The sequence below is a fragment of the Pseudoalteromonas sp. GW168-MNA-CIBAN-0100 genome (assembly GCF_040309225.1).
Lineage (GTDB): Bacteria > Pseudomonadota > Gammaproteobacteria > Enterobacterales > Alteromonadaceae > Pseudoalteromonas > Pseudoalteromonas arctica.
Genome location: NZ_JBEOOL010000004.1, coordinates 56,570 through 78,550, shown reverse-complemented (window position 1 = coordinate 78,550; position 21,981 = coordinate 56,570). Strand labels below are relative to the sequence as shown.

The 21,981-nt window shown below is 39.3% G+C and carries 18 protein-coding genes; 10 read left to right on the top strand and 8 right to left on the bottom strand.

Annotated features, from left to right (window positions below; all coding sequences use genetic code 11):
- Positions 1 to 3: 3 nt before the first annotated feature.
- Genes fabD through yceD form a run of 4 tightly spaced genes read right to left on the bottom strand, consistent with a single transcriptional unit; the run spans position 4 to position 2,740 of the window.
- Entirely contained in the window at positions 4 to 930 is a 927-nt protein-coding gene (gene fabD, locus AAEY62_RS03335; protein ID WP_007585729.1) for an ACP S-malonyltransferase, read from the bottom strand.
- 52 nt (positions 931 to 982) lie between these two features.
- Positions 983 to 2,023: a phosphate acyltransferase PlsX gene (plsX, locus tag AAEY62_RS03330; protein ID WP_197120176.1), complete on the bottom strand. Its 1,041-nt coding sequence runs from the start codon at positions 2,021 to 2,023 to the stop codon at positions 983 to 985.
- Positions 2,024 to 2,035: 12 nt separating this feature from the next.
- A complete protein-coding gene (gene rpmF, locus AAEY62_RS03325) occupies positions 2,036 to 2,206 on the bottom strand; it encodes a 50S ribosomal protein L32 (RefSeq protein WP_002962381.1) in 171 nt (56 codons plus the stop codon).
- A 9-nt stretch (positions 2,207 to 2,215) separates the two neighbouring features.
- Positions 2,216 to 2,740 carry a 23S rRNA accumulation protein YceD gene (gene yceD, locus AAEY62_RS03320; protein ID WP_007585727.1) on the bottom strand — a complete coding sequence of 175 codons (525 nt, stop codon included), beginning with the start codon at positions 2,738 to 2,740 and terminating at the stop codon, positions 2,216 to 2,218.
- A gap of 131 nt (positions 2,741 to 2,871) precedes the next feature.
- On the opposite strand from yceD, the gene AAEY62_RS03315 reads away from it, so the two are divergent.
- Entirely contained in the window at positions 2,872 to 3,471 is a 600-nt protein-coding gene (locus AAEY62_RS03315) for a Maf family protein (protein WP_350634592.1), read from the top strand.
- Between the two features lie 9 nt (positions 3,472 to 3,480).
- On the opposite strand, the gene AAEY62_RS03310 is transcribed toward AAEY62_RS03315, so the two are convergent.
- Positions 3,481 to 4,143: an HAD-IA family hydrolase gene (locus AAEY62_RS03310; protein ID WP_198551842.1), complete on the bottom strand. Its 663-nt coding sequence runs from the start codon at positions 4,141 to 4,143 to the stop codon at positions 3,481 to 3,483.
- Positions 4,140 to 5,099 (bottom strand): 23S rRNA pseudouridine(955/2504/2580) synthase RluC, encoded by a 960-nt coding sequence (rluC, locus tag AAEY62_RS03305; RefSeq protein WP_024590364.1) that lies wholly within the window; start codon positions 5,097 to 5,099, stop codon positions 4,140 to 4,142. The genes AAEY62_RS03310 and rluC overlap by 4 nt, the downstream gene beginning before the upstream one ends.
- A 772-nt stretch (positions 5,100 to 5,871) precedes the next feature.
- On the opposite strand from rluC, the gene rne reads away from it, so the two are divergent.
- Complete coding sequence (gene rne / locus AAEY62_RS03300) at positions 5,872 to 9,003, top strand: ribonuclease E (protein WP_024590363.1); 3,132 nt, start codon at positions 5,872 to 5,874, stop codon at positions 9,001 to 9,003.
- A gap of 1,071 nt (positions 9,004 to 10,074) precedes the next feature.
- Here the strand turns inward: rne and yejK are convergent.
- Positions 10,075 to 11,091, bottom strand: a complete 1,017-nt coding sequence (gene yejK / locus AAEY62_RS03295) for a nucleoid-associated protein YejK (RefSeq protein WP_024599121.1) — start codon at positions 11,089 to 11,091, stop codon at positions 10,075 to 10,077.
- A gap of 62 nt (positions 11,092 to 11,153) precedes the next feature.
- On the opposite strand from yejK, the gene AAEY62_RS03290 reads away from it, so the two are divergent.
- From AAEY62_RS03290 to AAEY62_RS03255, 8 genes are all read left to right on the top strand, one after another.
- A complete protein-coding gene (locus tag AAEY62_RS03290; protein ID WP_002961475.1) occupies positions 11,154 to 11,366 on the top strand; it encodes a YejL family protein in 213 nt (70 codons plus the stop codon).
- 5 nt (positions 11,367 to 11,371) lie between these two features.
- Complete coding sequence (locus AAEY62_RS03285) at positions 11,372 to 12,868, top strand: DUF3413 domain-containing protein (RefSeq protein ID WP_024590451.1); 1,497 nt, start codon at positions 11,372 to 11,374, stop codon at positions 12,866 to 12,868.
- Between the two features lie 86 nt (positions 12,869 to 12,954).
- Entirely contained in the window at positions 12,955 to 13,434 is a 480-nt protein-coding gene (locus AAEY62_RS03280) for a DUF4124 domain-containing protein (RefSeq protein WP_024590452.1), read from the top strand.
- A 103-nt stretch (positions 13,435 to 13,537) separates the two neighbouring features.
- The gene (gene aceK, locus AAEY62_RS03275) at positions 13,538 to 15,256 is read left to right on the top strand and encodes a bifunctional isocitrate dehydrogenase kinase/phosphatase (RefSeq protein ID WP_024590453.1); all 1,719 of its coding nucleotides are present in this window, start codon (positions 13,538 to 13,540) and stop codon (positions 15,254 to 15,256) included.
- Positions 15,257 to 15,275: 19 nt separating this feature from the next.
- Positions 15,276 to 16,214, top strand: a complete 939-nt coding sequence (locus AAEY62_RS03270; RefSeq protein ID WP_002961484.1) for a LysR family transcriptional regulator — start codon at positions 15,276 to 15,278, stop codon at positions 16,212 to 16,214.
- Positions 16,215 to 16,391: 177 nt separating this feature from the next.
- Positions 16,392 to 16,835, top strand: coding sequence for a ferritin-like domain-containing protein (locus AAEY62_RS03265; protein ID WP_002961486.1), 444 nt, complete (start codon positions 16,392 to 16,394; stop codon positions 16,833 to 16,835).
- A 314-nt stretch (positions 16,836 to 17,149) separates the two neighbouring features.
- Positions 17,150 to 17,545 (top strand): ExbD/TolR family protein, encoded by a 396-nt coding sequence (locus tag AAEY62_RS03260; RefSeq protein ID WP_024590454.1) that lies wholly within the window; start codon positions 17,150 to 17,152, stop codon positions 17,543 to 17,545.
- Between the two features lie 128 nt (positions 17,546 to 17,673).
- Positions 17,674 to 19,002 (top strand): IS4 family transposase, encoded by a 1,329-nt coding sequence (locus tag AAEY62_RS03255; protein WP_010554630.1) that lies wholly within the window; start codon positions 17,674 to 17,676, stop codon positions 19,000 to 19,002.
- A 53-nt stretch (positions 19,003 to 19,055) separates the two neighbouring features.
- On the opposite strand, the gene AAEY62_RS03250 is transcribed toward AAEY62_RS03255, so the two are convergent.
- Positions 19,056 to 21,974: a TonB-dependent receptor plug domain-containing protein gene (locus tag AAEY62_RS03250; protein ID WP_350634612.1), complete on the bottom strand. Its 2,919-nt coding sequence runs from the start codon at positions 21,972 to 21,974 to the stop codon at positions 19,056 to 19,058.
- Between the last annotated feature and the right edge of the window lie 7 nt (positions 21,975 to 21,981).

Here is a 21,981-nt window from a genome sequence, read left to right as displayed (position 1 = left end):
CTCTTATTTAGCTGCATCAATTGAAGCGGCGTCGTTTACTGAGCCACAGATCATTGCTTTATCAATTCGTTTAGCAAGTCCTGTTAATACTTTACCAGGACCAAATTCGTAGCTTTGTGTTACATCTTGCGCAACCAAGGCTTGTACTGTTTCTGTCCAGCGAACTGGGCTATAAAGCTGGCGTACTAGTGCGTCTTTAATTGCATCAGCTGACGTTTCAGCTTTTACATCAACATTATTAATTACATCACACTTAGGTGTATTAAATGTTAAAGCGGCTAAGTCTGCTGCTAGCTTGTCAGCTGCTGGCTTCATTAACTCACAATGTGAAGGTACGCTAACAGAAAGTGGTAATGCACGTTTAGCACCGGCATCTTTACATGCTTGCGATGCTCTATCTACTGCCGCTTTATGGCCTGCGATAACAACTTGACCAGGAGAGTTGTAGTTAACTGGAGATACAACCTCACCTTGCGCTGAGGCAGCACAAGCCGCTTTAATTTCTTCATCGCCTAAGCCAATAATAGCAGCCATTGAACCTACGCCTGCTGGCACGGCTTCTTGCATGTATAAACCACGGTTTTCAACAAGCTTTACGGCTTCGCTCAAGCTTAATACATCGCTACATACTAACGCTGAGTATTCACCTAAGCTGTGACCCGCCATAACAACGTCTGCATCAGGGTTAGCTGCTAACCAATCACGGTAAATAGCAACACTTGCAGTTAGTAATGCAGGTTGTGTGCGGTGGGTTTGATTTAATTTTTCTTCTGGGCCATTAAGAACTAGCTCTGCTAAGTCGTAACCCAGTGCATTTGACGCTTCTGCAAATGTTGCTTTAACAATGTCAGAACTCTCTAGTAGTTCTTGTAACATACCAACGCTTTGCGAGCCTTGACCTGGGAATAGAAGTGCAATTTTTTGTGCCATACTTTGCTCTTTTTAATTAAACAAATAAATAATGAAATACACGGCACATCAATTATTGATTAACCGCCGTGTCTTTAGAATGTGTTTTTTCGAAAATAGCGGCTATTTTATCAGGAAGTTGACGTTCAACCTCTTTTACCGCTTCATCAATTGCTGCTTGAAATGCTTTAGCTGACGCATTTCCATGACTTTTAACGACAATACCGCGCAATCCTACCAGAGAAGCACCGTTATACTGGTCGGGGTTCACCCTTTTATAGAGTTTTTTTATTATTGGGCGCAATATAAACGCCATACATTTATATAAAAGGTGCTTTTCGAGTGCGGTTGTAAACTTATTCATAATAAGCTTGGCAATGCCTTCACATGTTTTAAGTGCTACGTTACCAACAAACCCTTCGCATACTATGACATCAGCCTTACCCGAAAAAATATCACTTCCTTCGCTGTAACCAATATAATTTATGTGTGGGCTTTGCTGCATTAATTGTGCAGCTTGTTTAATGTCGTCGTGGCCTTTAATGTCCTCAGCGCCAATATTTAATAAACTAACGCGAGGATTATCCAAACCAAGTGCTTGTCCTGCAACAATAGAGCCCATAATGCCAAACTGATAGAGCATTTGCGCATCACAATGCACATTAGCACCTAAGTCGAGTAAATATACTGGGTTTTGGCTTTCTGTAGGAACAGATGAAATGAGTGCGGCACGTTTAACACCTGGCAGCATTTTTAATACATAGTGAGCCATAAAAAATAGAGCGCCGGTATTACCTGAGCTAACACATGCTTGAGCCTCGCCCGATTTAACTAAATCTAGGGCAACACGCATAGATGAATCTTTTTTTGAACGCACAGCAATTGCAGGTTCACAGGCATTGGTGACTATTTCACTACAGTGACGAATTATTAGTCTAGGATGAGGTAGAGAATCAAGGGATTCGAGTTCTTTAGATATAACATGTTCATTGCCGCATAAAATGAGAGTTAAATTGGCATGAGCATTTACTGCACAAACGGCAGCAGGAATAGATGAACGGGGGCCGTAATCGCCCCCCATCATATCTAACGCTATGGTTAGATCTTTCAGCATATAAGTAATCTCTTATTTAGAAATTACTTGAACGCCTTTGTAGTAACCATCTGCAGTCACATGGTGACGACGATGAGTCTCACCAGATGTTTGATCTACAGTTAAAGTTGGACCACTGATCGCATCGTGTGAACGGCGCATGCCGCGTCTTGCACGAGACTTTTTGCTTTTTTGTACAGCCATAGTCTTCTCCTAAGAATCTTTCTTAAGTTGTTTCAAAATATCAAATGGATTAGGTTTATCATCTTCCGCCTTTAATACACCAAAGCTGGCAGGCTTTGCTGAATAACTGCATGAAGCTTCGTTGTGGGTAGCCACTAATGGAATTGCTAAAATTAGTTCGTCTTCAATTAAATTAAAGACGTTAACTTCACCATTTTCATCAAGCGCTACTTCATCGTAGTCTTCTGGAAAAATATCTAACTCTGTATCTTCACCTACTGGTGAATATGCAAAGTCTTGAACCAAATCCAACCCTAAATCACCATTACAACGTTGACAAATGACAGTAACGTGTGTGGACAAATTGCCTCTAATCACAGCGAAACCTTGATCATCGTTTTTGCAATGTATTTTTACCGCTATTTCACCTACTTCTTCCTGCACAACTTTCTCTAAACGAGTAAGTTTTTCAAGCGGTACAATTCCGTCATACTTTAAACGGTGCTGCGCTGCTTTGCCTGGATGAAGAGTGATGGGAATTTTCACCTTTTGCATAGGGGCTGCATCATATAGATAGTTAGTTTGTTAGTCAAAGTAAAAAACCATTTTTACTTGGTTTTTAACGTGTTTTACTCTCGGATCTGATTTATCCTAACTCAATCTGAATTATCGTAGGAAAACAGTCCGTGAAGCATCCACTCATTTTAGCGTCAAGCTCGCCTTTTAGGCAGTCTTTATTACAAAAATTTAATTTACCATTTGATACGTTTTCACCAGACGTTGACGAATCAGCACTTGAAGCCGAAACACCTACTGAACTGGTTAAGCGTTTAAGTGAATTAAAAGCCTCAGCGGCTAATAAACACTTTAACAAAGGGTTAGCTATTGGATCAGACCAAGTCGCTGTGTTTAATAATCAAATTTTAGGTAAACCACATAATAAACAAAATGCCGTAAAACAACTAAATTTATTTAGCGGTAATACTGTAACATTTTTAACTGGGCTTTGTGTTTACGATATTGTAACTGGCACTAAAAAAACCTGCGTAGAACCTTTTAATGTGACGTTTAAAACTCTCAGTGATGCACAAATTAGTGCTTATTGCGACGCAGAGCAGCCTTATAATTGTGCTGGCAGCTTTAAAAGTGAAGGGTTGGGTATCTGTTTATTTGAAAAACTAAGCGGAGACGATCCTAATAGCTTAATTGGGTTGCCATTAATTAAACTCAGCCAGCTACTGGCTGAGTTTGGTATTGATGTACTTACTGCTCAAAACAAGTTCTAGTTAAATAAATTAGCCAAGCAAAACCTGTTGCAGCTGCAGATAGTTATCTACTGTTGCAACAGGACTAAGCTTATTTAACTGCTGTGCGTTGTGTACACCCATTGTTACGCCAATTCTATCCATGCCAGCAGCTTTTGCCATAGTCATGTCTATTTGAGTGTCGCCAATCATTACAGCGTCTTGAGCACTTATGCCGAGTTCTTCAAGCAATTGATACAACATATCCGCAGACGGCTTAGACAGTGCTTCGTCGCTTGTACGTGTTGCACTAAAAAAGTGGCGCAATTGACTTTGTTCAAGCAAACGCTCTAACCCACCCCTACCTTTACCTGTTGCAACCGCTAAAACAATGCCCTGCTCTTTTAAGGCATTTAAAACGCTGACAACATTAGCAAATACAGGCGTGGGAGTAGTATCCACACTGTATTGATATTTATAACCTGAAATTAACGCTTGGTGCTGCGCTACATTATCAGGAAATAAAACGTCAATTGCTTTTTCAAGCGACATACCAATAATGTTTTTAATGGCTTCGTCACTAGGTGGCACTAAATTAAGTGACTCGGCGCTACTACGAATACAGTTAACTATTTTAGTGACTGAATCCATAACAGTGCCATCCCAATCAAAAATGACGAGCTTATATTTTTTAATTGGAGTCACTGCAATCACAGTTTTGCATCTCGTAATTTTAGTAATGTATTTTTAAGCGTTTTATCTAGCGGTGCTTCAATACGCATGGTTGTTTCGTTTTTAGGGTGATAAAAACTTAAATCATGTGCGTGTAAAAACAATCGGTTTAACCCAACTTTACGCATAGAATCGTCAAAACCCTGATCGCCATATTTATCGTCGCACGCTATTGGGTGACCTTTACATTGCGTATGCACACGAATTTGGTGCGTACGCCCTGTAACAGGCGATGCTTGTACAAGTGAGCAATCGTTAAAACGTTCAAGTACTTTAAAACGAGTATGTGAAGGTTTTCCCTCAGCGTTATCTACGCGTACTACGCGCTCGCCCGATTTAAGTGTATTTTTACGCAGCCCTTCAGTAACGTTTTTAGTTTTAGAGTCCCACTGCCCTTCTACAAGTGCCCAGTAATTTTTTTCCATTGTTTTTTCACGAAGTTGTTCATGCAACGCTGTTAACACCGAACGACGCTTCGCTATAAGTAAACAACCCGATGTATCACGGTCAAGCCTATGAACTAGCTCAAGGCTACGTTCCTCTGGGCGAAGTGCTCGCAAAGCTTCAATTAAGCCATAACTTAAACCACTGCCGCCATGAACAGCCATACCTGATGGTTTATTTATTACGATAAGGTATTTATCTTCAAATAAAATATCGTTTTCAAGGCGAGTTACTTTGTCTAATTTTGATGGAACAAATTCTTCACGCTCAGCAACTCTGATAGGTGCAATACGAAGTACATCTTCAAGCTGTAGTTTATATACAGGCTTAATACGCTTTTTATTAACGCGTACCTCACCTTTGCGCAAAAGTTTATAAATAGCGCTTTTAGGCACCCCTTTTAAATGGGTAATAAGAAAGTTATCAATACGCTGACCTAAATGGTCTTCGTTGATCGTGACATAAGTTACTTGTAAGTCGTTTTTTTCTGACATTGCCTAATCACTAATTTAAGTAAAATAATTTAGTTGCTAACACTGTAATAATAGTGGGATAATCAGCAGCGCAAATATTTAGTATTTGCAAATAACAACGGTGCTTTTTAACACATTAAAACATTCGTGATGCACATTCTGGGTAGCCGATCATACAGATCCGAGTTAAGTTTTCCAAAGCTTTTATGCCTCCTCAGTTAACACGTGCGATCAATTAACGGCAATGCGCGTAATATATTGCTGGTTAAGTTTGAACATGAAGCGATTTTTAACGTGCTAGAGAAAGCAATGAACAGATAATTTGTCTGATAGTGACGACGTAAAAAACGTCGTTCAGCACTAGCTCAATTATTGTAGTACCGTATAGCAGCTTATTTAGAACTAAAAAAATCTAATAAATAAGCGTTCATTAACATCGGCAGCGATTTTTGCTCTTAAAACGGATATTAGCGATACATCAGTATGTATTGCTCACCAACTTAATGAGCCCTACGCGCCTAATATGAATGATATTTAGTAAGATTAATATGACAGGCCGACTTCTGGGTAAAACTTGTAAACGTAGCTGAAAAGCCGACAGTTTTAGCACCATTAAGAATTTAATAGCGATAATAATTGCTATTGTTTGCCAGCATTTAAAATACTGCATACGAGAAACAGAGCCGTTCCGTTAAAGACCCAGTCGTGAGGCTGCACATTCTAAAAATAGGGACAACTGAACAGGCGAGAAAAACATCGTCATGTCAGCGACATAAATAAGTAGAGTAACAATATGAAACGTATGCTAATCAATGCAACGCAGCAAGAAGAAATGCGCGTAGCACTGGTTGATGGCCAGCGCCTTTATGATTTAGATATCGAAAGCCCAGGTCACGAACAGAAAAAAGCCAATATTTATAAAGGCAAAATCACTCGCATTGAACCATCTCTTGAAGCAGCATTTGTTGATTACGGTGCTGACCGCCATGGTTTCCTTCCTTTAAAAGAAATTGCCCGTACTTACTTCCCTGCAGGTTACACTTTTCATGGTCGCCCTAACATCCGCGACGTAATAAAAGAAGGTCAAGAAGTTATAGTACAAGTTGATAAAGAAGAGCGTGGCCAAAAAGGCGCTGCGTTAACTACTTTTATCAGTGTTGCTGGTAGCTACTTAGTGCTTATGCCTAACAACCCTCGTGCTGGCGGTATTTCTCGTCGCATTGAAGGTGATGAACGTACTGAACTTAAAGAAGCATTGGGTCGTTTAGAACTTCCTAAAGGTATGGGCTTAATTGTTCGTACAGCGGGTGTTGGTAAATCGTTTGAAGAATTAAACTACGATTTAAAAGCATTATTAGTACATTGGGAAGCAATTAGACAAGCAGCCGATAGTGCTAAAGCGCCATTTTTAATACACCAAGAAAGCAATGTAATATTCCGTGCGATACGCGATTATTTACGTCGTGATATTGGCGAAATTTTAATTGATAAACCACGTGTTTTTGAAGAAGCTAAAGCGCACATTGAGCGTTTTCGTCCTGACTTTATGAGCCGTGTTAAGCTTTATCAAGGTGACACTCCTTTATTTACGCATTACCAAATTGAAAGCCAAATTGAGTCTGCGTTCCAGCGTGAAGTACGCTTGCCTTCTGGTGGTTCAATTGTAATTGACCCAACTGAAGCACTAACGTCTATCGATATCAACTCGTCTAAAGCAACTAAAGGCGGCGATATTGAAGAAACAGCACTTAATACTAACTTAGAAGCGGCCGATGAAATTGCACGTCAATTACGTCTTCGTGACTTAGGTGGTTTAATTGTTATCGACTTTATCGATATGACGCCTCCACGCCATCAACGTGAAGTAGAGAATCGTTTAAAAGATGCTGCTCGCCCAGATCGTGCTCGTGTTCAAATTGGTAAAATCTCACGCTTTGGTTTACTTGAAATGTCGCGTCAGCGTTTGCGTCCTTCATTAGGTGAAGCAAGCCAAGGCCCATGTCCACGTTGTAGTGGCCAAGGTACTATTCGTTCAAACGAATCAATTGCGCTTTCTATTCTTCGTTTAATTGAAGAAGAAGCAATTAAAGACAACACAGCACAAGTAAATGCACAAGTGCCTGTTGCCGTTGCTGCTTATTTATTAAATGAGCAACGTCGAAGTGTTCACCGTATTGAAAAGCATCACAAATGTGACGTAGTGATTATTCCTAATCAACATATGGAAACACCACATTACGAAGTTATGCGTTTACGTAAAGACGAAACACTTGAAACGGTAAGTTACGGACAAGTTGTTGCGCCAGAACCTGAAGCATTTGAGATGTCAAAATCACCAAGTGCACCAGTACGTGAAGAGCCAATGCTAAAAGGTGTTGTAATGCCTTCTACACCGGCTCCACAAGCAGCGCCTACACCAGTAGCTCAGCCTGTAGTAACAGAGACTAAAACTGAAGGTGGCTTGTTTGAAGCAATCACTAAATGGTTTAAATCGTTATTTGCAAGCGAAACAGTAGAAGAGAAAAAAGAAGCTGTAGAAAAAGAGCAGCAAGAAGCGCGTAATAACGCTCGCCGTGGTAACGATAATCGTCGTCGTAATAACAACCAACGTCGTCGTAATAATAACCCGCGCACTAATAAACCACGCAATGAGCGCCCTGCAGCTGAAGAGGAAGTTAAAACAGACTCAGCAGCAACAAGTACCGAGACTCAAGAGAGAAACGAGAACCGCAATAAGCGTCGTCGTAACCCTAACTCTCGTAAGCGCCCAGAGCATAAAAGCGAAGAAAAAGATCAAGTTAAAACTGAAGCCCCTGTAAAAGCAGAAGTAGAAGTAGAAACTGATTCTAAGCCAGCTCAAGCTGTAGAGCCTAAAGAGCAAAAGCCTAAAGTTCGCCGTCAACGTCGTAACATACGTAAAAAAGTACGTCTGCAAGATGAAAACGCTGAGCAAGCTAACTCAACAGAGCAAACACCTGAACAAGCGGTAGTTACTGACACTCCACAAGTTCAAGAGCAAGCACCTGTTGTAGAAAAGCAAACACAAGCTCCGGCAGAAAAAACAGCTCACATTAAAGAAGAGAAAGTTGACGTTGTTGATTCTAACGATGAAGCAGCAACTACTGAAGACGAGCAAGAGCAAACACGTACGCGTTCACGCCGTTCTCCTCGTCATCTTCGTGCATCAGGTCAACGTCGTCGACGTCCTGAAGGTGAAGCAGAAGTTAAATCTGACGAAGCCCCTGCATTTGTTCCAGTAGCTGATCAAGCTGCTGCAGAATATGAAGCAGAACTTAAAGCTAAATCTGAAGAAACACCTGTGGATGCAGCGCAGCAAATTGAACAAGCCGTTGCAGTTGAAGACTTAGCAAAAGTTGAAGCTGTAGAAGAGCCAGCTAAAGTTGGAGCGCCTGTAGTAACTGAAGAGCCAGCTAAAGTTGAAACTCCAGTAGCAACTGAAGAGCCAGCTAAAGTTGAAACTCCAGTAGCAACTGAAGAGCCAGCTAAAGTTGAAACTCCAGTAGCAACTGAAGAGCCAGCTAAAGTTGAAACTCCTGTAGTAACTGAAGAGCCAGCTAAAGTTGAAGCGCCAGTAGCAACTGAAGAGCCAGCTAAAGTTGAAACGCCAGTAGTAACTGAAGAGCCAGCTAAAGTTGAAACGCCAGTCGTAACTGAAGCTCCAGCAAAAACTGAAACTCCTGTTGTGACTAAAGCACCGCATGTTAAAACAGCGGTTACTCAAGGGTCTGCAAGTGCGCCAATGGCACAGCCTACTCCTGTAGCTGATAGCGAAGTAAAACATACATCTGTAGCAATGGCTCACGATAAACGTGAACTAGTACCAGACAGTGGTTTACGTGCGGGTTCTATCAAACCTGCTGGTCGTGCAAGTTCTGCAATGACTAAAACATTGAGTGTTGATTAATTACTAACACTTATTTAAAAGCCCCGCTATTTAATAAATAGCGGGGCTTTTTTGTTTACATACTTTGAATAATTATTAAAGTTTCTTCACGCCCATAATAAGCGATTTATTCACAAAGAGATTAAGAGACGCTGCGCTTTTAGAGGTAGTAATAAGGCTAAGTCTTGCTAATAAAGCATGGCTTGTGTTTTCTCATTTACTCCTCTTTCACTTCTCTTTGTGAAATAGATCTTTAAGTGGTTTTGTTAGCAAAGAAATTAAATAAACAGAAGCGGTGCTTCTTGCGTAAGCAAGCTTCACGCCTACAGCCGGAATTAAATATCCAGTACAAATTAACCTGTAGAAGCACAACTTATTGTCGTGACGAGTAACGTCCGTAATAAGCGATTTGTTCACAAAGAGGTTAAAAGACGCTGCGCTTTTAGAGGTAACAATAAAGCTAAATTGAAAAAGCTCCGCTAATAAACCATCGCTTGTGTTTTCTCATTTACTCCTCTTTCACTTCTCTTTGTGAAATAGATCTTTAAGTGGTTTTGTTAGCAAAGAAATTAAATAAACAGAAGCGGTGCTTTTTGCGTAAGCAAACTTCACGCCTACAGCCGGAATTAAATATCCAGTACAAATTAACCTGTAGAAGCACAACTTATTGTCGTGACGAGTAACGTCCGTAATAAGCGATTTGTTCACAAAGAGGTTAAAAGACGCTGCGCTTTTAGAGGTAACAATAAAGCTAAATTGAAAGAGCTCCGCTAATAAACCATCGCTTGTTTTTTCTCATTTACTCCTCTTTCACTTCTCTTTGTGAAATAGATCTTTAAGTGGTTTTGTTAGCAAAGAAATTAAGTAAACAGAAGCGGTGCTTTTTGCGTAAGCAAGCTTCACGCCTACAGCCGAAATTTAACACCGTGAATAAGATTAGCTTGTGTTTCTCACTTACTCTTCTTTCACTTCTCTTTGTTCAATAGATATTTTAGTGGCTCTGTTCCGATTCAATGAATTTCGATACCAGTAAAAAAAAGCGCAATATAAATATCGCGCTCTTGAATCAACTTTCAACTCGCTCAAATGAGTTTACTCTTTTTCATTTTCCATAAAACGTTGTAGCTGATCTTTTAAGTTTGGCGGAATACCTTTAATCACTAGTGTATCGGTTGCTTCGTTGTACGTTACGCGCTCACCTAAGTGTTTACGTTCAAAACTTACACTTACACCACCACCAAGACCTGAAAACTTAACCATACTGGTTACTGTTTTTTTATCAACGGGGAAAGTTTCTTCCAAGTCATAGCTTTGCTCTTTGCAAAAACTATCAAACGGGCTGTCATCGCCTTTTGTAAGCGTTGCAGATAGATCGCTCACACTTGCATCTTCGCCTGTGGTTACGCAATCATTACAGTAATCAAATACTTGTTTACGTAAATCGTCTTTTTCTGATTTATCAAACTGTTGCTCTGATAAATAATCCTCTACTGCGCTAAGCATTACTTGGCTTTGCTGTTTTGAATCAATACCCTCTTCACAGCCTAAAAAGTCTAAGAAAAAGTCAGCAACTTTACGACCCGCACGTCCTTTGATAAACGAAATATAACGATTATCTTCTGCTTGCGTATCCCACGCTGTTAAATCGATACGAGCAGCGAGTTGCATGCGAGATATGTCTAAATGGCGAGAAGCCGCTAAATCAAGCTCAGACGTCATAGAGTAATGCTCTTTAATGTTAATCATCGCAATTAACATGTAATCGGTAGCAACATACTGATAATGACAAAATACTAAATAGCCTGTTTCACTAAATGCATACTTATCAAGTTCTTCTTTTAAAACCGTTGAGGCTTGCTCGGTCATATGCCAAAAGCCTAGCTCATCGTTACGGTAGCTTTGCATTGCAGATGCTACAACACTGTTTTTATCACCACTGAAAGCACAGTAACCTTTACCTGGCTTACCATTGTATGCATGATGTAATTGTTCGATAAAAACGGCTACTTTATCGTTAATTACCATCTCATCATTTCGAAGGTGAATTTGCGTATCGCCGTCTTTTTTGTCTACATAATGAACGACTAATTTTTTAACGTCTGTTGTCATCTTTGTTTTTCACGCCTCTAGTGTTAAAATACGAGAATATAACTATTCTATTGAACCAACTAATGCCAATCTTATCAAAATACTCTAATGAAGAAGTAGAACAAATCGTCGATCAGCTTATTGATGTGCTAACTAAACACAATGCGCCGGTTGATTTAAGTCTTATGTGTTTAGGAAATTCTATCACGCATATCTTAAAAGAGCATGTACCAACAGGGAAAAGACAAGCTGTAACCGAGAACTTTGCAAAAGCGCTCGCGCAGTCGGTTAAGTAAAATTTATGAATTTATCGCAGCACAATCAATTTTCATCAAAAGCGAGTCAGCTGCTAAGTTGGGGGCATTGGTTTACCTTTGCCAATATCGGCTTAGCCCTACTTATTAGCTTAAGTTATTTATTTGCAGACTCGCCACCTACAAGCTTTTTAGGCATTACTTATATGCTAGTTACTTGGCTAAGCCACACTAGTTTTATAGCCTTTTTAGCGTTTGTGCTGACGGTATTTCCGCTTAGTTTAATATTTCCCTACCCACGGCACATTCGTGGCATGGCCGCTGTTATAGCCACTGTAGGTGCTTCATTGCTTACTCTTGATGCTTATGTTTATGTTAATTTAGGTTATCACCTAAGTATATCTGCCTTACCTGAAATCATTTCATTGTTGTGGCATCGTTTAACAAGCTCTCCTGCTTTAACAACCATTTTAGCCAGTGGGATTGTTATTGTTATTTTAGGCTTTCAGCTACTTGTCAGTAATTACACATGGCACCACCTTGAGCGTTTAAAGCAATATAAATTTGCACGTTACGCAATTTCTTTCTTAATCGTGTGTTTTTCGCTTAGCCACAGTATTCATATTTGGGCTGACGCCAATTTAAACTTTGACGTAACAAAACAAGATAATGTTTTGCCACTTTCATACCCTACTACCGCTAAAAGCTTGTTAGCTAAAAATGATCTGCTAGATATAGAAAGCTACGAGCAAGCACACAACGTAAAAATTAACAACCAAAATATTAGTTATCAAATGCCAAGCCCGCTTGAAAAATGCGAGGACTACACACAAGCCAATGTAGATATATTTGTATTTGAAACCCAACAACAACTCGAAAAGTTTGTTGCCGAGAATAAAAACATGCACAAAACAGAGCAGTTTTTACAGCCAACAAATCATGACGATACGTTATTTAGCTTAGTGTATGGTTTACCCGCTTTTTATAAAGCAGCAATTTTAACCGAGCAGACACTCCCAGTTTGGCAAAGTCAGCGCCGTAGCATTGAAGTAACTGGCATTGAAGAACTAAGCTTTATTAATGATCAAGCACATAGCTCTAGTGCTATTCGAGTAATTAAAGCGAGTGATACCCCTACTGTTCGAGATGATGAAACACAGGTTTTTGCTTTTAGTCTTGCCAATAACAAGCAAGAAGTAGTAACCACCTCAACTTTATACAGCTCTGACAAACGTATTTCTAAAGTAGATGGGCTAATTCAACCTAGCGATTTAATTGCAACAAGCGTTGGGCAATATTTAAATTGCAAAGCTATTGCCAAGCAAACAATGCTAGGCGTTAATCTATACAAGAAAAAAGACGATATGGGCGTGAACTACTCTCAGGGTGTTGTTATAGCCTATAAAAAAGATAGGATTACCTTAATAGATTCAGATGGTAACTTTAAAAACATTTCCGCCGCTGAAGGTTTTTCTATTGAACAAGGTTTAGATATACCATTTTTAGTACAGAGTATTAAAAAGCTCAAAACCTTTACCCAATAACAGTTATCCTAACCTAGCTTGATATACCACCAAGCTAGGTTATAGTTTTATATTGTTGTTAGATATAAAAACCAAGGATGACATGTATGTTTAAAACTTCTCGTTATATTCTCCATTCTAGCTTTTTACTTATCAGTTTTTTTAGCTTTAGCGATACCACTTACTACAAATGTGTAACAGAAAAAGGCACTGTCTTTTCTCAACTCCCCTGTGACGACGAAGCAACGACTTATAAAGTTAACACAACGGGTAATCAGTATTCTGGTCCTAAGGTTGACTACACTAAACAACTAAACGAACTTGAGCGTGAAAGGCTTCTATCTGGCTTAGAGGCAGAGCTTCGCAGTAATAACCATAAACTAACAATACTTGATCGTAATAAAGAGCGTGCTGAATACAAACAACAAGAGCGGTTAAATCATATCTTAGCCATTGATGATAAAAAGCGTATTACTAAAGACATTACTAAGAAACTAAAAATAATCAATAAAACATATAAGAAAAACGTATCGGCTGTGACTAAACAAATTAAAATTCTCGAAAAAAAGATAGCTCAATTCCAATAAGTTACTCTTAGTTAGTAAGTAACATTTATCTTGGTTTTAAACTTAAAATAACATACCCTTAACACAATAGAGTATAAACTCTAGGGACTTTTAAGGAGTGCAAATGCAACCTCGCCATATTGCTGAATTAATTTTAACGGGTTTTAAAAGGCACTATCAGTTATTTCAAAAAACAACAGCCAAAGCCCCTCTTGCCTTTGCAAAAAAAGATTGGCAAGCAATTAATGATATCAGCCGTTTGCGTATCAGCTATTATGATGATCGTGTTAACGAAACCACGCAAGCGCTAAAAAAAGAAACCCCAACCGAACAACTCGATGAAAGCATATGGCTTGAAGTTAAAAAGATATATCAGCATTTTTTATGTTTTCATCCCCAAGCAGAGCTCGCCGAAACTTTTTATAACTCTGTATTTTGCCGGCTGTACCATAGGCGCTATTTTCATAATGACTTTATATTTGTAGAAGCAACCTTAAAAGATGCTCCTTCAGTGCCTGTTGAGGCCGAATATAGAACATACTTTCCAGTAGTTGATGGCCTCAAACCAACAATAAAACGCATTATTAGTCATTTTGATTTTAAGGCCCCATTTGTAAATTTAGAGCGTGATATTCGCCTCCTTGTTAAAGCTTTTTATAAACAAGCCCCCGATACACATCACCAACCTTGGCAAATGCGCTTTGATATTTTACACACGCCTTTTTATCGAAATAAAGCAGCCTATATTGTTGGTCGTGTTGTTTCAAAAAGTGGGGTTCAGCCCTTTATAATCGCTGTATTACACGATGAAGATAACGGATTATATTTAGACGCACTTTTAACTAAGTCATCTCAAATGCGTGTTATTTTTGGCTTTGCCCGCGCTTATTTTATGGTAGAAACTCACGCACCGTCAGCACTTGTCCGGTTTTTAAATCAACTTATGCCAAACAAAACACTTGCTGAGCTCTATAACGCAGTGGGTTTTCATAAGCAGGGGAAAACTGAGTTTTACCGAGAGTTTTTAAATCACTTATCTCACTCTAGTGATGAGTTTACAATTGCACCGGGGACTCCCGGTATGGTGATGATGGTATTTACTCTCCCCTCATTTGGTTATGTTTTTAAAGTAATAAAAGACAAATTTGGTGAGAGTAAACCCTTCGGCCGTGATACCGTATTAAAGCGCTATCAACTGGTAAAAAACCATGATCGCGTTGGGAGAATGGCCGATACCATAGAGTATTCTAACGTCGTATTTCCTTTGGCGCGTTTTGATAGTAATTTACTTGCGCAATTACATAAAACAATTGGCTCATCAATGGTAATTGAGGGCGATTGGTTGATCATCAAGCATTTGTATATTGAACGGCGAATGACACCTCTTAACTTGTTTTTAGAAAATGCTGATGAAGAAAGTGTCGCCGACGCGATTGAAGAATATGGGCAAGCCCTAAAAGAAATGATTGCTGTTAATATATTCCCTGGTGATATGCTCTTAAAAAACTTTGGTGTAAGTAAGCACAAACGTATTATTTTTTACGATTACGATGAAGTTCAATATCTAACCGATATGAACTTTAGAGCATTACCAAAAGCAAAGAGCTATGACGACTATTTAATGGATGAACAAAGTTACTCTGTTGCACCACAGGACGTATTTCCTGAGCAACTTTGTACATTTGTAATGCCAAACCCTATGTATAAGAAGTTTTTACTCAGCACTCATCCTGAGCTTATAGATGTTAGCTTTTGGAAGCAGGCACAACAAAATATAAAAAATGGTCAGGTAAGTCATATTTACCCATACCCGACAGCACAGCGCTTTATTCACCACTGGTAAGCGCTAAAGGACACACACAATGAATATAAGTAAAATAGATTTAAATTTACTCGTTTACCTCGATACATTGCTTCGAGAATGCAACGTAACACGCGCTGCTAATCAATTGAGTATAACTCAACCTGCAATGAGTAATGGCCTTAAACGTCTTCGTAACTTATTTAACGACCCTATTTTAGTTCGTACCAGCGATGGTATGGTGCCTACCGAGCGTGCTTTGGAGTTACAACCCGTTATTCGTGGCATATTAATGACCCTTGAAGAAACTCTAGCTCCTAATCGAGAATTTGAGGCAAGCCAGAGTAAGCGTGTGTTTAGAATAATGGCCAGTGATTACGCTGCAAGTACATTAGCACCAAAGCTTTTAAGTAAATTGCACGAAGAAGCCCCCGATACTACTTTAGATATACTCACACCAAGTGATGTCACCTTTCATGATGTAGAAAACGGTAAAGTAGATATGGCAATCAACCGTTTTGAAAACTTACCGCAGTCTTTTCATCATAAACGTATTTGGAAAGATAGTTTTTGCTGCTTAGTAAAAGCCGATAATCCTATAATTGAAAACTTTAGTCTCGACAGCTATTTAAAAGCGCGCCATATATGGGTAAGCAAAACAGGTTTTGGTGTAGGTGTAGGCATGGACCCTAAAGATGTGCAAAAACTTGGCTGGGTTGACGAAGCACTTGCGCACTTTGGTAAGCATCGTAATATTGCCACTTTTACGCGTAACTACCATGTGGCAATTCATTTAGCTAAAGAGAAAAATTTAATTGCGACCCTTCCTTCAAAAGCCGCAAATATATATTTAGATGATCCGGGGCTTAAAATTTTAGAGCCACCATTTCCAATCCCTCCTTTTGAGCTTGATATGATTTGGAGCCCACTGTTACATCGCGATGCGAGTCACATTTGGTTACGTCAAAAAGTAGCTGAAGTAGCTGAAGAGCTAAAATAACTTTATTACACAATATAATGTAAAAATTGCTAGGTTAATTTTTTGCCTGTTAACTTAGCATCTTACTGAAACAAAATTAAACCAATAAAATCAAATAACTACACAACCATTGAAACGTGGAACATACATTGCTTTTATTAAATTGAACTATACATTCATTTAATTAAAGAGGTCATTATGAACACCCATCAAGGATCAGAAGTAAATCATATTACTGACATCATTCAAGTTATGAACAGCGGCATCGATTTTTATCAAAAAGCACAGGAAAAAGTTGAAGACCCTGCTATTGGTGCACTTTTTCAGCGTATGATAGATGCCCGAAAAGTGAGTGTTGAGCGCTTGCAGCCATATGCAATTAATGAAAAAGGCGAACGCGAAGATGGCTCATCTTTCGCAGTTGAAGCACGACGTGCGTACACAGCCCTATTGACTACTTTCACCTCACACAACGACAGCACGTATGTAAAAGAGCTTGAAGAGGTAGAAGATAAAACCCTTGAAGAAATTAAAGCAGCAATGGATAAACCGCAACCAGCTGACTGCGAAGCTGCACTGGCTAAAACATTATTAACAATGCAAAGCTGCCATGCAGAAATGAGCCGTATGCAAAAGCATTAAGCTGACATAGTGCATAACTAGAACCCAGCCTCGAGCTGGGTTTTTTATTGCCTCTAATACCAATCTACATAGTTTTTTAAGCAATTTAACAAATTGCATTACATTATAACGATACTAAATAGACCCCATATATAAGCAGAACGGTATAAACACCACCTTATTTCACCACATTTTAAATACATAATTAATACAAATATTTAATGTTATTAGAATATTTATTTAACCACGCTTTATTTTTGCTGTGCTAATTTTGTTAATATGTACCTAAAACCTTGCTGTGGCGCCGCAGCATTTAATTAAAAGTAAGGTCCAATATAAAAAACAAACTAACCAAACTACAAAATAATGCTGATGTAGATATGACCCCGATGTTAGACATAGTGTTCATTTTACTAATTTTCTTTATTGTAACTACATCTTTTGTAAAACCTGTGGCTATTGAATTAAACCGACCACTCGACAGCCCTCAAATAGATAAGCCTGTTAAAAATGCTTTATTTAGAATTGATGAAAGTAACGGAATATATTTTTCGGGGAGGTTAATTGATTTAGAGCAAGTTGCGACTAATTTAGCGATGTTCGCGGCTAAATATGAAATAAGTTCGGTACTTATAACCGCAGACGAAAACAGTACACATAATACTTTAATGAGTGTAATGAATAATATTAAGCAATACGATGATTATTCAATAAGTTTGATTTCTAAATAAAACAGCCCAATATAAAACCAAAAAAAGGGCCTTACGGCCTAATGCCGATCAGTTAAGAAAATGACCGATTGACCGATCCAAACGATCATGCAAAATCCGTAGTTAGGAAACTAACTACGGATTTTTTTGTGAATATAGAACAAGCACTGCAAGCAACACTTGAAGAAAGCAGCCGATACCATACCTTTGAAAAATTATCAGAAATTCTTGACCCTGAAATCATTGAACAAGGTTTTCAACAAGCTGGGATTGCAACCGTTCGTAAGCGAAGGTTACCGCTTGAGGCCGTTTTGTGGTCAGTTATTGGCATGGCATTGTTTCGAAAAGAATCGGTTTGGAATATCGCTAATAAGCTAGATATCATGTTACCTGGCAAGAACCAACTCGTTGCTCCAAGTGCGATGGTACAAGCGAGACAAAGGTTAGGTGATGATTCCGTTAAACACGTTTTCAATAAATCTGCTCAATCAATGTATAAGCAACAGTCATTCGAAACATGGAATGGCTTGAACCTATTAGCTGTTGACGGTGTTGTGTGGCGAACAGCCGACACGCCTGATAATCGTAAAGCCTTCTCTTCTGGTAGCAACCAATACGGTGATACAGCCTTTCCTCAAATACGCATGGTCTGTCATATGGAATTGACCAGCCATCAACTGCTCAGTAGCGAGTTTGATAACTATAAAACCAACGAGATGAAATTAGCTGAGCGTTTAATTGAACGTACACCAGATAATTCACTGACTATGTTTGATAAAGGATATTATTCTTTAGGCCTGTTAAATCGTTGGCACCAAACTGGGAAGATGAGGCACTGGCTGATACCAGCAAGGCCCGACTTACAGTATGAAATCATCTCCAGCGCGGGTAAAAATGACCATATCATTGAATTGAAAACAACAAAGCATGCACAAAAAAACTTTCCCGATGTTCCTGAAACGATTAAAGCGAGATTAATCAGTAAAACAATAAAGGGCAAAAGCTACCGTATATTAACCTCGATGACGGATAGATTGCGTTATCCAGGTAATGAAATTGTTGAATTATATTGTCATCGTTGGGAGATAGAACTTGGGTTTAGAGAAATCAAACAAACCATGCTTGATAGCGCATACCATTTAAGAAGCAAGCGTCCAGACATGGTGCGTCAGGAGCTATGGGGCGTGTTACTCGCCTATAATTTAATACGAAGAATAATGACGATGGCGGCGACAGTTACAGGGATATGGCCTAACCAGCTTAGTTTCTCTAGCAGTTCGATGGCTGTCATTCAGTATTTCTCGTCAGTATCTATAATGAGTCCAGGGAACATTCCAATACACTGGCAGCACTTACTCAATACACTGGTCTTATTTAAGCTTCCAGCTAGACGAGAGGATAGAAGATACCCCCGATGGGTTAAGCCAAAACCATCTAAGTATCCCCATAAAAAGAAAAATGCCAGTCAGCTTAACTGACTGGCATTAGCCTTACGGCCCTTTGAGTTAAATAACGAAAGGGAGGTTATTAATTAAAAACGGTATTCTGCGCCTATGTAGTAGTAAGCACCGTTAAATCCAAATGGAGCAGAACGACGTGAGTAGTCAAACACACCTGAGCTACTTATTACTGTGTTGCCACTAGCATCCACAATAGTACCTGAGCGAGAGTTACCTATTTCATTTTTATCTGGGTAAACATCGAACAAGTTATTTGCACCAATGTTTACCGACAAATCTTCAGTAACGAAGTAGTTAACTTTAACGTCAGTTAAAATTTCTGCGCCATACGTTTGACGACCACCATCTTCTACTGTGTACTCACCAAAGCGATTAAGTGACAGGTTAACTGTCCAATCATCACGTTGATAAAGTGCACTTAAGTTAATACGATCCTCTGGTTGCCACTCTTCAATAATAGAGATGTCTTCAGCTGAAAATATATCTTCTACGTTTACTGTCTCAAGGCTTGAGCCAGCAGGCGAAAATAACGATACAACATCTGTTTTAGTAAAGTTAGCTGCAAGTGTAAAATCAAGCGTGCCGCCTAAACCTTCAGTGTTCCACGTTGCTACAAAATCAACACCACGAGTTTCTGTATCAGCACCATTTAAGAAGAACTGACCTACGCCAGCACCCGCACTATTTAGTGCAGCATCAAGGCTTGTAGATAAACCTTTACCTAAGCGGTCACTAATTACAATACGGTCGTCAATATCAATTGAGTAGTAATCAACGGTTACATTAATATTATCTGTAACGTTATATACAATACCTAAACTACGGTTTTGTGATTTTTCTTCTTTAAGCTTTGGAATACCTAAGCTTTGCGCAAGTGTTGAATCATTTCTAAATGTACCAACCTCTTCTGCAACTAAATTACCATTAGTACCAACAACAAATTGCGTACTTACGTTATTAAAGTAAAGCTGTTGCATAGAAGGCGCTCTAAAACCTGAGCTTAATGCACCACGTAGTGAAATATCGTCGGTTACAGACCAGTTACCAGCAAGCTTAAAGTTTACTGTATCACCGAAGCCTTTGTAGTTATCGTAGCGAAGTGCACCCGATAAAATTACATCTTCAATCACATAAGCTTCTGCATCTATGTAAAATGAAATTACATCACGCGATTCATCAACTGATGACGCAGGAGCTGAACCACCAAAACCTTGTGAACCACCTGATGCATTTTCAGAACCAACACCACCACTTAAGCCGTTGTAAATACTTACACCGTTGGTTGTATCGTAATCGCGGTATGCGTACTCATTACCTTCTAAAATGCGATATTCGTCAGTACGGATTTCAGCGCCCATTGCTAAAGAATAATCATCAAAGTTTTGCGTAAAATCAATATTGATTGTTTGCAGTGATAATTCCATGCCGTAAGCGTACGCTTCACGTGGGATTGTTGTACGAATATCAGCAGCACTTAAACCTTGGTCATAACGTAAAAAGTTAGCGTATGAGGCATTGATAGTGTCACTTGTCGTGTAATCAATGCTGTTTTCACCATAGGTGTATGATAAATCAAGGCTTGCATCGTTATCAAACTCAGTTTTATAACCAAAGTTGTACGAGATATCGTCGATAGTTGTATTAATTTTTGGTAAGAAACCTAGCGGAATCGTCGCATCATTATCTTGTAGTACTGGGTTACCACCTGCATTTGCATTATGACGGAAAAATGCAGCCGACTCATTTTCACGTGTTGAGTAAGTAATAAAGCCGTAAAGCTCGCCATCACCTAACTCGTAACCGGTATTAATTGTTAAACCAAACTGCTGAGAATCAGCATCACCAATTCTGAATGTATCACGATCGGCTGTCAGCTCACGCGGATCGCCAGCAAGTAAAGTGCCGTCACTTAGTTCTGTACAACCATAAAACTGACAAGAGCCATGTAAACCTGCACGGTTAGTCGGTGCACGGTCACGGTAATTAATCGTTGTATTTAAATAACCGTCATCACCTAGCGCAAAGCCTTTATTAAAATCAAGGTTAATGGTTTCGCCATCGCCTTCAGAATATTGACCGTAGTTAATAGCCGCTTTGCCACCTTCGCTACCATCTTTAAGCACAATATTAATAACACCTGCAATTGCATCAGAACCATACTGAGCAGCAGCGCCATCACGTAATACTTCAATGCGTTTAATTGCAGAGGCTGGAATTGCATTCATGTCAGTACCTGCGGTACCACGCCCAACAGAGCCATTAATATGAATAATACTTGCTTGGTGACGACGTTTGCCGTTAATTAAAACCAATGTTTGATCGGGGCCCAAACCGCGAAGTGTCGCAGGTCTTAAAGCATCAGTACCGTCACTAATTGCAGAGCTTGAAAAGTTAAATGAAGGGGCGATAGACTGTAGCATACGACCAACTTCTGTTTGGCCTGTATTTTCAAGCGCTTCTGCACTTAAGATATCTACTGGAACGGGTAAATCTTCAACTGAACGTCCTGCTACACGGCTACCGACAATAGCAATTTTTTCAATTTTTTCTTGAGCGACTTCTTCTGCTGCGTTTACACCTTGCGAATTTACTGCAAGTAAAGCTGGTAATACTGCTGCACTGACCGCTGAAAGCTTCATCATGTTGTTATCATTCCTGTTGATTTGTTTGAGTTTTATACTCAGTAAACCATTTTGATCAACAACCGCATCGAGCTCAGTCCCACCTAATAATGCCTCTAGAGCATCTAGCTGAGTGTAAAATCCATAAACTGAATTTGCGTCATACTGCTTTGCCAACTCATAAGAAAACACCACGGTTTGCTCTGTTTGTTTAGCATATTCAATTAAGGCTTTGTCTGCTCGCTGCGCTTTTATATCAAATTGCACCATTTGCCCAGTGGTTTGAGTTGCTGCTTGCACACTCAAGCTAAAAATAGCCGGTACAAGCACACTAAATCCACTCAATAAATGCGTTTGGTTACTGCGCAACTTATAT